The 13,301-nt window shown below is 62.9% G+C and carries 14 protein-coding genes and 1 pseudogene; 3 read left to right on the forward strand and 12 right to left on the reverse strand.

Annotated features, from left to right (window positions below):
• Positions 1–8: 8 nt before the first annotated feature.
• Together GAU_RS17770 and GAU_RS17775 are read right to left on the reverse strand one after the other, a co-directional pair.
• A pseudogene (locus tag GAU_RS17770) lies at positions 9–215 on the reverse strand (ABC transporter ATP-binding protein); the annotation flags it as partial.
• A 4-nt stretch (positions 216–219) separates the two neighbouring features.
• The gene (locus GAU_RS17775) at positions 220–942 is read right to left on the reverse strand and encodes a hypothetical protein (RefSeq protein ID WP_015895293.1); all 723 of its coding nucleotides are present in this window, start codon (positions 940–942) and stop codon (positions 220–222) included.
• A gap of 237 nt (positions 943–1,179) precedes the next feature.
• On the opposite strand from GAU_RS17775, the gene GAU_RS17780 reads away from it, so the two are divergent.
• Genes GAU_RS17780 through GAU_RS17790 form a run of 3 tightly spaced genes read left to right on the forward strand, consistent with a single transcriptional unit; the run spans position 1,180 to position 3,025 of the window.
• Positions 1,180–1,797: a hypothetical protein gene (locus GAU_RS17780; protein WP_015895294.1), complete on the forward strand. Its 618-nt coding sequence runs from the start codon at positions 1,180–1,182 to the stop codon at positions 1,795–1,797.
• Positions 1,794–2,072 (forward strand): helix-turn-helix transcriptional regulator, encoded by a 279-nt coding sequence (locus GAU_RS17785; protein ID WP_041265671.1) that lies wholly within the window; start codon positions 1,794–1,796, stop codon positions 2,070–2,072. Before GAU_RS17780 ends, GAU_RS17785 begins: the two co-directional genes overlap by 4 nt.
• Complete coding sequence (locus GAU_RS17790; protein WP_015895296.1) at positions 2,069–3,025, forward strand: acyl-CoA thioester hydrolase/BAAT C-terminal domain-containing protein; 957 nt, start codon at positions 2,069–2,071, stop codon at positions 3,023–3,025. The genes GAU_RS17785 and GAU_RS17790 overlap by 4 nt, the downstream gene beginning before the upstream one ends.
• Before the next feature lie 94 nt (positions 3,026–3,119).
• Here GAU_RS17790 and GAU_RS17795 read toward each other — a convergent pair whose 3' ends face one another.
• The 10 genes from GAU_RS17795 to GAU_RS22935 form a co-directional block, all read right to left on the reverse strand.
• Positions 3,120–3,569: a DUF5990 family protein gene (locus tag GAU_RS17795; RefSeq protein ID WP_015895297.1), complete on the reverse strand. Its 450-nt coding sequence runs from the start codon at positions 3,567–3,569 to the stop codon at positions 3,120–3,122.
• 90 nt (positions 3,570–3,659) lie between these two features.
• Positions 3,660–4,220 (reverse strand): hypothetical protein, encoded by a 561-nt coding sequence (locus tag GAU_RS17800; protein WP_156799119.1) that lies wholly within the window; start codon positions 4,218–4,220, stop codon positions 3,660–3,662.
• 215 nt (positions 4,221–4,435) lie between these two features.
• Complete coding sequence (locus tag GAU_RS17805; RefSeq protein WP_015895298.1) at positions 4,436–6,499, reverse strand: S9 family peptidase; 2,064 nt, start codon at positions 6,497–6,499, stop codon at positions 4,436–4,438.
• Complete coding sequence (locus tag GAU_RS17810) at positions 6,500–8,296, reverse strand: hypothetical protein (protein ID WP_015895299.1); 1,797 nt, start codon at positions 8,294–8,296, stop codon at positions 6,500–6,502. It abuts the gene before it with no gap.
• Positions 8,297–8,366: 70 nt separating this feature from the next.
• Positions 8,367–9,293: an ABC transporter ATP-binding protein gene (locus GAU_RS17815; RefSeq protein ID WP_015895300.1), complete on the reverse strand. Its 927-nt coding sequence runs from the start codon at positions 9,291–9,293 to the stop codon at positions 8,367–8,369.
• 38 nt (positions 9,294–9,331) lie between these two features.
• Positions 9,332–9,742 carry a GntR family transcriptional regulator gene (locus tag GAU_RS17820; RefSeq protein ID WP_156799120.1) on the reverse strand — a complete coding sequence of 137 codons (411 nt, stop codon included), beginning with the start codon at positions 9,740–9,742 and terminating at the stop codon, positions 9,332–9,334.
• 900 nt (positions 9,743–10,642) lie between these two features.
• Positions 10,643–11,875: a restriction endonuclease gene (locus GAU_RS17830; RefSeq protein WP_156799121.1), complete on the reverse strand. Its 1,233-nt coding sequence runs from the start codon at positions 11,873–11,875 to the stop codon at positions 10,643–10,645.
• A gap of 157 nt (positions 11,876–12,032) precedes the next feature.
• Positions 12,033–12,452 carry a hypothetical protein gene (locus GAU_RS17835; protein ID WP_015895304.1) on the reverse strand — a complete coding sequence of 140 codons (420 nt, stop codon included), beginning with the start codon at positions 12,450–12,452 and terminating at the stop codon, positions 12,033–12,035.
• Positions 12,453–12,594: 142 nt separating this feature from the next.
• Positions 12,595–12,888 carry an addiction module antidote protein gene (locus GAU_RS17840; protein WP_015895305.1) on the reverse strand — a complete coding sequence of 98 codons (294 nt, stop codon included), beginning with the start codon at positions 12,886–12,888 and terminating at the stop codon, positions 12,595–12,597.
• Positions 12,885–13,187, reverse strand: a complete 303-nt coding sequence (locus GAU_RS22935) for a type II toxin-antitoxin system RelE/ParE family toxin (RefSeq protein WP_083765752.1) — start codon at positions 13,185–13,187, stop codon at positions 12,885–12,887. The genes GAU_RS17840 and GAU_RS22935 overlap by 4 nt, the downstream gene beginning before the upstream one ends.
• Between the last annotated feature and the right edge of the window lie 114 nt (positions 13,188–13,301).

A 13,301-nucleotide genomic window follows, 5' to 3' on the forward strand; every position in this document is an offset into this window, starting at 1 on the left:
CGCTCTGCTCATTGGCTCGGCTCGTTCACAACCCTGCCATCGAAGAGGTTCACGGTGCGGCCGGCATGTTCGGCATAGCGATGATCATGCGTGACCATGCAGATCGTCGCGCCGTTGCGATTGAGCTCACGCAGCAGTTCCATGACCGCCTCCCCGTTCGCTGCGTCGAGGTTACCCGTGGGCTCGTCGGCGAGCAAGGTCACCGGATCGCCCGCCGATTCAGCGCCCCTGTGTGGAGTCCGTCCCGGCTGGCGGGAGAGGACGAGCGTCGAGCCGCTGCCAACTCCGTTCTCGGCGCGACACACTGGCCGAGGGCAGCGATCCATCGGGCAGGATCCGCAGCACGTTGTCGGTAGGTATCACTTCCGTCCGCCAATCGGCCGTGCGAAAGAAGATGAAATAACGACTCGTCGCCCCGACCATGACCAGCGGACGACGCGGGGTGCCGCCATCGAGCGTCCCGTTTGTCAGTTCGACGACGACGTTGTGCCCCTCACCACGCATCGCCTGCACGGCGAGGATGCGTTGGTAACCATCCGCGCTCACGTAGACCCACAGCATCCCCATGGCGACCGCTAGGAACGGCGTGAACGGCTTCATTCGCGCGAGCGTGGCGTCGCTGCTCTCCCACCACGCAACCGCCTTCCCTTCTGCGCGGCGCCGATCCCGTGCGCGCGTCGAATACCGATCGACTGTGCGCAGATACGCCCACGCGAGGCCGGCGGGGAGCACGGTCACGACCATCACCATGGGATCCCGAAACGGCGCGAGCAGAAAGTCGCTGGCTTCGGCGTAGTCGAGAATGTTGATCCCGAAGTGGCGATAGCCGAGGACACTGTGGAACATGCCGATCGCCACCAGGGCGAGGTAGCTCAAGGTCAGCCCTGTACCGAGGTGCTCGACGAGCAGATGGTACCGTGGCGACTTCTCGGGTTCACTCATGGGCGCGCGGGGCGGGATGGTGGACTGCACCGACTCTCATCGTTGTTGTACGCCAGGCATCCGTGACCACGCGGTGTCCCCGAACATGGTGTGTGTGCATTCATCGACGCGAACAGAATACGTCGCCGGACGACCGACCAGTGATTTCCCTTCACGCCTTCCAATCAATGTACTCTTGATATTACATAATGTATGGTACACATTACATAATGTAACTATAACATTACCCGTAGACCCATGATAGGCATTCTCTCCGTTCTTTCGTGCTGTCTGGCCCTCGGGGCATTGCTGGCGACATGGGGTGATCGTCTGCCGATCCGTCCGGGCCTGGTGTCAGCCGCGCTGTTGATCGGTGGTGCGCTGTGGATTCGCCGTCATTGGGCGCGACGCAAGCAGGTAGCGGGCGATGACCCGTCGAGTGCCGAGCGCAACCTGTGGCTCTACCTCGTTGGTACGGCGCTGATTGTTGGCTATGTCCTGCTTGTGCTGATGACACCCGGTTCGGAAGTGCATCGGCAAACCGGCGACACCGGAGGTTTTGACTCCTGGTTGATGCTGGGCGGCATGGGTGTCGCGTGGTACCTGCTGCATCAACGCGGTGTACCGCGCGACGAGCGCGATCGCGATATCGCGGCGCTGGGTGATCGTGTCGGCTATTGGACACTGTGTTCGCTGTTGATCGTGTTCCTGCTGGCGCTGGGTTTCGCGCCACCGGATCGCATGCAGCGCTTTACGCACTGGCTCATCGCCAACACACTGCTCTCTCTCGTGATGCTGGCGCACCTCATGCAGTATGTCGTCCAACTCGGGCGCTATGCGCGTGAGCGAGGCCAATCACAAGGCGGCGACGCATGACCCCCGATCCCGCGCGCGGCGTGCCGGGGAAAATCGGCAATCACATTCGCCAACTGCGCTTTGCGCATGGTCAGATGACCCAGGAGGCATTGGCGCAAGCAGTAGGCATCACGCGCCAAACGGTCATCGCGCTGGAAGCGGAGCGGTACGCTCCATCGCTCGACCTCGCGCTGAGACTCGCGGCCGAGTTTGGGATCGGCGTAGACCGCGTGTTCTTCCGCCGCGACGCCGATGGCATGCCGCCCGCACCACTCCCCACTGAACCAACAACATGAAGCTTCTGAAATGGACAGCCATCACCCTCGCGGTGCTGGTCATGATACTGGTCGGGTCAACCGCCTTTGCCATCCACCGCGTCGACCCACTCGTCTTTCCTCCCAACCACGGGAAGGTGGAAGCGACATTCTTTGCCGGTCCCGAATCGTCACACCCCAAGCCGCTCGTTGTGGCGTTCGGTGGTGCGGAGGGTCGTAACGCCTGGGCCAGCAACCACTGGGCAGCGGAGCGGCAGAAGTTCCTCGACGAGGACTACGCCTTTCTCGCCATCGGATACTTCGGATCGCCGGGTACACCGGAGCATCTGGATCGCATTGCCTTGGAAGGCATCTACGCCGCTATTGCCGATGTGGCGCGACGGCCCGATGTAGACGGACGCTGCATCGCGTTGGTCGGCGCGTCGAAGGGTAGTGAACTCGCACTGCTGCTGGCGAGCCGGTACCCGGACATCGACGCGGTGGCCGCGATTGCGGCGGGCTATGCGGTGTTCCCGGCGCACACCACCACGATGACCACGTCTTCGTTCAGCCACCACGGCCAGTCGCTGCCCTTCGTACCGCTACCCTGGAGCGCCACCGTGCCGCTCATCACAGGCAATCTGCGCAAGGTGTTCGATATCATGTCGGCCGATACGACTGCCGTGGCGCGCGCGCTCATCCCGGTGGAGAAGATCCATGGTCCCGTGTTCTTGCTTTCCGCCACGCAGGACGAGTACTGGGATTCGCAGGGTATGTCGGACGCCATGATGAAGCGACTGAAGGCGAACAACTTCCCGCATGTGTCCGCACATGTGGCCATCTCCGGTACTCACGCGGCGCCAACGGAGCATCTCGACGAGGTGCGCAAGTTCCTCGCAGCGAATTTCAAAGCGCGCGCTGCCACCGGATGTGAAGCGACCCACGGCGGAGCTGTTTCGGCGGATTCGTCATTGCACCAACGTGCCATCCCGTAGCGACCTCGGAGGGCACGACATCGGTCGGCTGATCGTCCGCGACGGAGAAGGCGTGTCCCGCATGCGTGGACGGTCGCTCGAGTGCTTGTCGGCTCTAGCCCGTGGCGGCGCTCAAGCTCCATCCACGCAACAGCGGAATGCTGGCGGCTGCAGGTCCTCCATCCTTCGCGGTCCCCGCTATCGCTGCGTGGAGCGTCACGGCCTCTCCAGATGCTGCCGCGAGCAACTGTGGTATGGGCATCGGTGTGAGCGGCACCTTGGCCCGTCGGTTCCATGGCGACGCGAGATCTCCAGCGCGCGTGCCGGAGGCCACGTACAGAAACCGTCCACTGGCCGGCCCCTGGATCGCCGCCCCACGCAATCGTGCGACGCCGGTCGCGGTCTCGACCAGTTCAACGGGCACGTCGAAGACGATGCGGTCTTTCGTGACCCGCGTCGGCGGCAACAGCTCGTCGCGTCCGAGTTGCACGGCGAAGGGGACACCAGCGGGCGGATCGCAGAGCGTCAAGCGCAGCACGAGGGGCCGTGCAGCAGTCGTGGACATGAGGTACGCGGATGTTGTAGGTATCTTGCAAACACGTGCATTCCGCTGCAACGCGCTGATCTATCCCGACGATCTCCTGAATACTGCTCGTCAGCTCGCAGATGGTCGAGCTGGCGTTGACGAATCCGGAACCAATGTGACGGCACTAATCCTGCCGGAATAATCGTCCGGCAAATCATCTATCGTGCGGAAGTCTGTGGGAAGTATCGCAATCAGCGCAGCAATGCGGTCGCCGCGCTTCTGCAAATGCCGCAAATCGACACTGGCCTGACGCGCCTTTTGATGCTCAGACAAAGACCAGCAGAATCCTTCAAAGAGAACTTCCAACTCCCACAGCGCCGCATGGCACTTGGCCACACGCCGCATTTCCATCTGCGTCAGGAGTTCGACGGATGTTTCACGAAGCTTGGCGATATCACCGAGATCGTTCCTGGTGTAGCGCGGAGCGCTTTCGCCGGGCGAGCCAAGCGTCAAGTCTCCCAATACTCTTGCCAGCCATTTCCCATTGTCCCGCATCTCAGCGAACCGAAGTTGGAAGCAGATATGGAGATAGTTGCGTAGACGATTTCGTCGAATGACAAGGCTCGCGGTCTTTGTGAGTGCCCACCCGATGAAGGCACCGATTCCCGCGCTGATAATTTCGGCAGTCATGTATTCCTCAGTGCAGAGTTTGTGCGCTGCCCAACGCCATATTCTGCTGCGAGCGGTCACATCATCGCGAGCGCCAAGAGCTTCCGCAAGCCGCTCGTCAGCAGCAAGCACCGTATGACAGCGGCACGATCTGCATTGGAATGCGCTTGGAATGCGCTTGGAATGGGTCTGGAATTGGCACTGCCCGCAGCACTATTCGAGGTCCGCTTCCCGCCTTACTGCCTGGCGAATTCGCGGAACTCCGGCCCGGTCAGACGCAGATTTTCGCGCAGGTACGCACGTAAGCGCTGACCCGGCGCTTCCGGCTTTGCGCCGCCGAGGTGGGCCTGCAGCAGGGCTTCCATGCCGAACAGGTAGGCCTCGCGCGGCACCGGATCCGACGGCGAATGCCCGCCGCCCGGTTCGACCAGCAGGCTCAGCGGACGACCGGCCGCTTTCACGGTGGCGGCGTAGTTCAGCACTTCGCGGATCGCCACCGTGCGGTCGGCGCCACCGGCCATGATCAGTATGGGCCTGTGCATCTTCGCGGCGTTCACCAGCGGCGACTGTGCGTGCAGGCGTGCAAAGGTCGCGGCATCGGTCCCATCCAGCGACAGCGCCGCCAGCGTGTGTTTGAGCGAACGATCCGGCAGATCACCCTGGTCGCCCGCTTCGAGCAGCCAACGCATCGCCCATCCCAGGTCCGCTGGCGGCGAACCGGCCACGCCCACCTTGAACAGCTCCGACTGGAAGGTCAGCCCCAGCAGCGTGGAATAGCCGCCGAAAGAATGGCCAACGATGCCGACCCAGTCCTTGTCGCCGATGCCCTGCGCCAGCAGCCAGCGCACGCCCTCCACGATATCCTGCTGCACTCGGCCGTTCCCATAGTCGCCGTTGGGCGCAAACGTGTAACCGAGTCCATGTCCGGTGGAACCGCGGAAGTTCGACTGGAACACCACGTAGCCGCGGTTGGCGAGGAACTGGGCGGTGCCATCGTAGCCGGCGCGGAAGTGGTTGGCCGGCCCACCGTGCACATGCGCGATGAGCGGCGCGCGCGCGGCGTCCACGCCCGGCGGCAGCAGCACGAAGCCGTGCACACGCGTGCCGTCGGATGTTGTGTAGGCGATGGCGAGCTTGCGCGCGAGCGCAGTTTCCGGCGGCGAACCGGCAGTGATACCGGAGTCGTCCAGGATGCGCCGAAGATTCCCGGTGCGCGGGTCGTACAGGTACCAGCGCGCATCACGCAGCGTCGCCGCGCGTTCGCTCACCAGCCAATGCGCGGACGGGCCGTTGCCCGCTTGCAGGGCGATGTCGCGGCCCGGGAATTTCTTCGTGATGGCGGAGACGGTGGCCTGCGCGTCGCCAATGCCGTACGTCGCGGCAATGGTGCTGCGGTAGCTCGCCGCCAGCGGCTCCTGGGTGCGCGGATCAACCACCACCTCATCGAGGTCGGCCTCACCGCGCGGATCCTGGTGCAGCGTCTGCAGCGTGTTGTTCGTGTCCAACCGCAGCACGCCGCGGAATTTCCCATCGATTCCGCCGCCGGCATTGCCTGTCATCAGCAGGCTGCCGTCGGCGCGCACCGCCAGCAGGTTCAATCGCTGCATCGGTTGCAGGCGCAGCGCCTCACGTATGCTGCCGTCCCCGCGAACACGATACAGTGCATCGAATGCACCTTCGAAGCGCGTCAGCGCGACGACGCGGCCCTGTGCATCAAACGCGACGTCGTGAATCCAGTGCGCGTCCTCGCGCAGCACGGTACGCTTGCCGTGTGCGTCCATGCGCACCACACGCCAACGTTCCCCTTTGCCGGCAGCGACGCGTTCGCCCAACAACACCGCGGCCGGCTGCGAGGGATCGAGCTTGATCACCCGTCGTCGCTCGTTGCCGCCCAACGGCACGCGCACTCCCGTGCCACCATCGATACCAACTATGGTGAGCACACGCGGCGCACGCACGAACAGCCAGCGTCCGTCGCGTGACCACATGATCTGTTCAGCCTGCGTGCTGCCCACCAGCATGCGCGCCTCGCCGCCACCGGCCGGCAGCAGCCACAGCGCACGCGAATCCTTCTGCTCACGCAGGTACGCCACCGCATCACCCGCCGGCGACAACTCGGCGGCCACCAGCGTGCGATTCTCGAGGAAGGCCGTGCGCGGCAGACGCGGCGCACGCGGCAATTCACGCTCTGCGATAGCCGCCGTGCGCAGACTTTGTGCGGCCTGCGCAGATATGGCGCGAGGTGCAAGCAGCAGCGCGCACAGCACCTGCGTGCCACACAGGATTCGGAACATCGTCATTCAGGCGGCCACCGGCAGGGTTTCGCGCCGTGGATACATGAGCCATAGACTGGCCAACGCCGGCAGGCCGATCACACCACACAACAACACCCAGCCCCAGCGGCCGCGCGTCGAGTGCATCTGCTTGCCGGTCAGCCACACCGCGCCCAGCAACGACAGCAGGCAGCACACCGCGGCAAGCCACAACACCGGCATGGGTATCGATTGTGGCTTCGCACGCAGCGAATCTTTCTTCGCGAACAGATCCTGCGCCCCCAGACTGAGTGCGCGCAGCACCGGCGACAGCCAGGTGTTGCGGTTGATGTAGACCGACGGCAGGTCGATCGACAGCGCGCGGCGCGCGACTTCACGCGCATGTCCCTGGCCATCCACACGCAGCACCTGCTGGAACGGATGCTGCAATTCGCCGCTCCCCACACCCCAGATGTACGTGTAAGACACCAGGTAACCGTCGAGCAGCTCGATCACGTCCATGCGGCCGAGATGGCCGACGGGGCCCGGCATCGCCACGCGCATCAGCGGTTGCAGCAGATCGAGTCCGTTCATCGCCTCGCGGCCGGGATAGAAATACGCGGCACGATCGCTGAGCATCACGATGTTGTCGCCGGCCGGCTCGGGCGGACTGGCCATCACTTCGCCCGCCGGCAAACGAAAGCGTTCGAACATGCGCTGCTGCTTGCTGTCGTACTGGTAGGCGGCGTGCGCGTTGTACAGGTAGGTCGCACCATAGGGCATGGTCGGCGCCGGGAACGCGGCCTGTTCTTCACCCACGCCCAGCTCACCGATCCGGCGCTGGTCGCGCAGACCGCGGGTGACAAAACGCGCGCGATCGTGGCTGTACATCATCCACACATTGTTCTCGGCGTCGCCCAGTTCCAACGGCGAGAGGTTGGTCATGCTGCCCTGCACCGGCAGGTTGCGCAGCGGATGTGTCGTGTACACCTCGGACAACGCGATCTGCTCACGCCACAGCGCCGCTTCCGGTTCGCGACTGCGCTCGATGCCGAGCAGCAGCATGGTCTTGCCGTCGGCGCGTTCCGCTTCGGTGTAACCGCCCTTTGGTGGCGTCGGCATGTTGAGCGGATGTGTGCCGGTGACGGTCCACGCCACTTCCACGCCATACCCCAGCATCCAGACCAGGAAATACGCGCCGAGTTGCACTGGCAGCGCGATTGCCAGCACCGCCGCAGGATTGCGAGGCGGCGCGGACGTATCCGGCTTGAACGCCACCGCCAGCATCGCCGCGAGGAAGGCGATCAGCGCAAACTGCACGCCCAACATCGCCACGCCCGAGGCCTGCGCATACACCAGCAGGCCTGGCAGCAGGAAAGCGGCGAACGAATACCGACGGTTGCTCACCATCGCATACGCACCGGCAACGTAGCTGGACACCGCGATCAGCCATGCCGCCAATGGCAGCAGCCAGTGACGCAGGTCGACCACACGCGCGGTCATCGTCTCCTGGTACAGCGCGACCAGCGCGATCGGCAGCGCCGTTGCCAGCAGCAGCAGTGTGGCGCTGGCGCCGCTCAACGCACCGGCAATCTGCCATCGGTGCAGCGGGCGATGCAGCAGGTTGAGCCACTGGTTCGGCTTGCGGTAGGTGCCCATCTGGTACATGCCCAGCAGGGCGCCGACCACACCATACACGGCACCGAACACCTGGTAGACGAGGAGCGGCTGTTGCGCCATGTCGACCATGCTGCTGAGGAAGCCCAGCACGACGACATTGAGGATTGCGGCGACAGCGGTCCACAGGCGGAAGCGTAACAGCTCGCCCTTGAAGAGATCATTCATGTTGTTGATGTCGCGGGTGTTGCGGAATGTTTCTGATGGACTTGGTTCGTCGCGCGATCAGGCGGCTGGCTCAGGCCGCTGTTGGCGCGGCGTGGTTCTTGGCCAGGAAGGCATTGACCGCGCGATCCAGACTCACGGGCATCGACTGCACATTGCGCGCGCCGGCCTCGCGCAGGAAACGTTCGAAGCCTTCGTCCTGGTCCAGCACCAGGTAGTGTTGCAGTCCGTCCAGTTGCTGCATTTCCAATAGGCCTGGCACGGTGTGCAATGCCGGCCCCTTGAACGGCACATCGGCAATCCAGTGGCTCACGCGCGCGGTGAAATCTTCCGGCGCCGACATGTGCCTGAGCTGCCCGCGCTCGAGGATGATGAGGTTGTCGGCGACACGCTCGATCTCCTCCATCTGGTGCGAGCAATAGATCACGGTGCAATCATCGGTGGCGTTGCTGTACATCAGCGATTCGAGAAACGCGCGCTTGGCCACCACGTCGAGACCCAGCGTGGGTTCGTCCAGCACCAGCAACTCCGGCCCCTGCGCCAACGCCAGCGCGAGGTTGAAGCCGGCGCGTTCGCCGCGCGAAAGCTGACCGACCTTCTGTTCCGGCAGCACATGGTAGTGACCGATCACATTGTCGTAGGCGTGCTGGTTCCAGCGCGGGTACTGGTGCTGCTGCATCGCCGCGACCTGCGACACCCGCATCCAGCTCGCGAGTGTGTGTTCCTCATTGACGAAGCCAATGCGACTGCGATCGTGCGGGGTCAGCGACTGGCTGTCCTTGCCGAGTATGCGTGCCTCGCCCGCGCTCGGCGGCAGGAAGCCCATCAGGATGCGGAACAGCGTGGACTTGCCGGCACCGTTGGCGCCGACGATGGCGTGGATGCGTCCACGCGGAATGCGCAGGTCGAGATTGTCCAACGCCAGCTTGCGCCCGTAGCGCTTGCTCAGCGCGCGGGTCTCGATCACGTAGTCGTTGGCGTAGTCGGTAGCATCGCCCATGGCGGTCGTCTCGGCAGGAAGGATGTCCGTCGGCGGGTTCAGGCGCGCTTGCGGGGAGCGAGTTGCTGCAACCCGTGGGCGACCCGCGCCTGCACTTCGGCCGGCGAGAAACCCAGTGGCACCACGTCGTGGATGAAGTGGTCGATGGCCATGTCCAGCCGGCGGTCACGCTCGGCATCGGACAGGCGCTGACGTGGCGCGGCCACGTACAGGCCCATGCTCTGACGCGACTCCAGCCAGCCCTCGGTGGTCAGTTCGGCATAGGCCTTGGCCACCGTATTCGGATTGATGGTCAGTTGCTGGGCCAGGCCGCGCACGGTGGGCAACTGGTCGCCGGGTTCCAGTTCGCCGGTGGCGATCTTCACCCGTACCGCGTCGGTGATCTGCTTGATGATGGGTCGCGGATCGCCGGTGGCGATCTGCAACATCAGGGGGCGTGTTTTCGCCATGGGTCTCGTATTATTTGTACTATTAATAGTAGTACAGTTAATACGAGCTAGTCAAGGCTTATGAAGCGCCAGAGCGGTCAGTCAGGGGGCATGTGTGTTGGCCCGGTAGCGCTAAGCTCTGTCGGCTACAACGATCGTTGACCTCACGCGCCGAGTTGCCGACGAGCAGCATCGCACCACAGCAGGTCGAGGAGCGGCCCTCGGCGCATGAAACGTTGGAGGCGCCAGCTCACCGAGTCGTCAGCCGGGAATGGTCCCACATCGGTGCCGTAGTCTGGCTGCAGATCGAGCGAGATCCGAAGACTGTCGGTCGTAAGCCAAACAGTGCGCCGTGGGCTGCACCGAAACCCGTCTCCATACTGCTTGCGCAGAGCGGTTTCTAAAGCCGCGAAGCGAGCGTTGCGGGTTTGGCCCGGCACTCGCCACTCTGTCACGACCTGAATGACAATCGTGTCGGCGTCGAGTTCGGTGACTTGGTGGCCGGAATCGACGAGAATTGAAGCGCACCGGCGATATGGCGCGCGCCAGAATGGCGCTGCGTACTGTGTGGCGAGGGAATCACAACCGGCGAGAGAAGCTGGCGGATGAGCAACGAACGTCGCCAGCGGTCCGCGGAGCGTGAGGGAATCCTGCCGGGTCGCGTCTGATCCCACGCATGCAGCTGCGAAGACGGCGAACGCGAGAACCAGGGCGCGATACGAATGGTGATACAAGATCGAAGCCTGAGTGAGGTCCAATGCGCGTTCTGCTGCAGCGCCCTTCAACAAGATGCGGCCAGCGAGCGCAGCGAGTAAAGCCGCTACTCTGGAGGCCCCGTCAGCAGCAACGCAAGATTAAACATCACGGGAAGACCGCGCGTTCGATCGAGAAGCGCACGGGTCGCTCCGAGCCCAGCGCACACTATTCGCGCTTGGGATGTCGAGACATTGCCACCAATCGCACCAACTCGAGCGTGGGCCGTACATCTCTGTCACCATCTTGCTGTTCACCAAAGGGGCAATGACACTGCTTGTCGAGTGCCAACCCAATCCTACACGGCTCGTCGAACGACTCAAACATAAGCACACGCTCAGGAGTCTTCGCATCATGATCACTTCCAATTGAGAGCCGCTGAAGATAGGTGCGCACCTCTCGATCACTCAGAACAAGAGGCTTCGTGCTGATGCGAGCGCAGTCGCTCGTGCACACGTCGCGCAGCTCGCTTGAAAGTGATTCAAGAATGGGTTGGACGACTACTCTTCGGATCTCCGCAGGATACTCCCGCTCGGCGACTGACTCCCATACGCGTTCCAGCAAGTCTGACACAACGCTCTCTCCGCATCTGTAGGTCGCGACGAGAAGTAAATAGGAGAGCGCTCGAACGAGAGGGTCGGCGCGGACGCCGGCCTCGTGTGCGCGGAATAGCAGGTACAGGAAGTTGATGAGGCCATCGCCAAGCGCGTCAAGTACGATATCTTCGTCAACAAAGACTGCCCATGATCTCTCTTCCACGCTCCCGTTTGCGATCTCGGAGGCAGCAAGCGCTACGAGGCCTCGCGAATCAATCTCCAAACTTGAGCGATCGGCCCAGAGGGCAGCCAGAGTTGGGACATCTGTAAAGGCTGCGTAGTCCCAGAGCTTCTTTGCAGCAACTTCCAGCTTGCCTTGGCTGCTGAGTGCCTTCGTGAAGAGCCGCACCACAGCGATCGGATTCTTCGAGCAGTGGCTTTCGAGCTCTGTTCTCTCCCACAGCTTCACGCGGGGTCGCGGGTTGTTCGACTGCCACTCACGGACCCAATCTCTGGTCGGGTTGGAGAATAGGGAGTTGGTAGCGACGACGAGTACATCAATGTCGTGCCGCGACGCAACGTTTACGACGGCGTGCTTCACGTCAGCCGGCTCAACAGTCCCTGCGCGCCCCTTCGCCTCGACCCACCATCTCTGACGCACTAGATCGCCATCGGGTGAGGAAACATAGAAACTCATCTCAAGGTCGCGGCCAGCGTCCGCCGCGCCTGACCCAGCTCCACCGATTCGCCACTCGAGATCCTTCGCGCCCATCGAGTCGAATAGCCAGTACAGAAGCTCTTCGAGATCTCTGCCTTTAAGTTCGGCCCAAGGGAGCTCAGTCGGCAGGAAGAGGTCTTTCGGCATGGAGATGATAGTGATGCCTAACGCCAAGTTCTGCTGCAGAGGTTGCAATAAATCAGCTGTGAACGAAGCGAGGCGCAAGCCTCGCGTAGTTACACAGCGCACCTCAACACCTTTGTCTGCAGCACCGCTCGTTAGCCTGCGCCGATGCCGCTACGCGCTATGCGATGCGCCGAATGGTTGGTACGTGAGCAGTGACAACGTCAATCGTGTGGTCCGCGCAGAAGAAACCGAAGTGCGTGAGCGGATCGTCGAACCCACCCGTACTGAGGCGCACGAAGTCGAGGAACTTCGATCGCGTGTAGACCACGGCTATTCTGCCCTGGAACACCTCGGTGTCATCGGTGAACGAGAAGCACTCGTTCCGTACGGTGTACGCGACATACCACTCGAACAGGATCTCGAACGTTGCCGTCGGAGCTGGCGCGGGCGGTTGCCGATCGAGAATGCCCGGGCGATGCGGTCCACCATCCCAAGGCAAGGGCGCACCTATCTCAAGTCGCAACGAGTTCGCTTGTGGCTCGCCGATGTGCACCAACCAAATCTCGGGAAATTCTTCGAGGTCTGGGAATGGATTCATGATATGAGAAGATGCGGGTGCAGGCTAACGCCCCAGCGTTCTGCTGCAGCGCATCCAATAAAATGCGGCTGGACGGGCGACGTGCGCCAGCGCGGCGCCCGCCTGCCGCCCACCGAATTGCGCTGTCGGCAGCAACGCCCCGTTAGGCTTCGCGAACGGCCGGGCTCATGTGCATCTCAACCCCCAGCGCGCGAAGCAACTTTAGCACGGTGTCGTAGCGTGGTTTCGCGCCAGGGGCCAACGCCTTGTACAAACTTTCTCGACCGAGCCCGGTGTCCTTGGCCAACTGCGCCATGCCGCGCGCCTTCGCCACGTCGGCGATCGCCTGCAGAAACAGGTCCGGATGCTCGCTCGCCAGCGCGACGTTGAGATACTCCGCGATGACTTCCTCGCTGTCGAGATAGTCCGCTGCATCGAATACGACTGTCTTCTTCATGGATCGTTCTCCACTCGGGTACGCAAGGCCTTGGCCCGTAGGATATCCCGGCGCTGTGTCGACTTGTCACCGCCACACAGCAGCCAGTAGGTGACGGCACCGTGGCGCCAGTAGTACACCCGATAACCTGGCCCGACGTGAACGCGAAGCTCAAAGACGCCGTCGCCCACTGACGCACAGTCGCCGAAGTGGCCGAGCTCCGCAGCGCGAAGCCGAGCAAGAATGCGCGCCTTGCCGATCGGGTCGCGGAGCGCCTTGAGCCACTCGTCGAATTCCGCAGTGCGAAGAAAGACGCTTATGTGGAAGTGTATCCTTTCGGATACATCCTGTCAAGCGCGGAATCACCCTGCGCAAGCCTAACGAGGCTGTAGGAAAAGCCCCCCGCCAGCGATGTGGAAACGAAACCGGCTGGC

The sequence above is a fragment of the Gemmatimonas aurantiaca T-27 genome, from assembly GCF_000010305.1.
Lineage (GTDB): Bacteria > Gemmatimonadota > Gemmatimonadetes > Gemmatimonadales > Gemmatimonadaceae > Gemmatimonas > Gemmatimonas aurantiaca.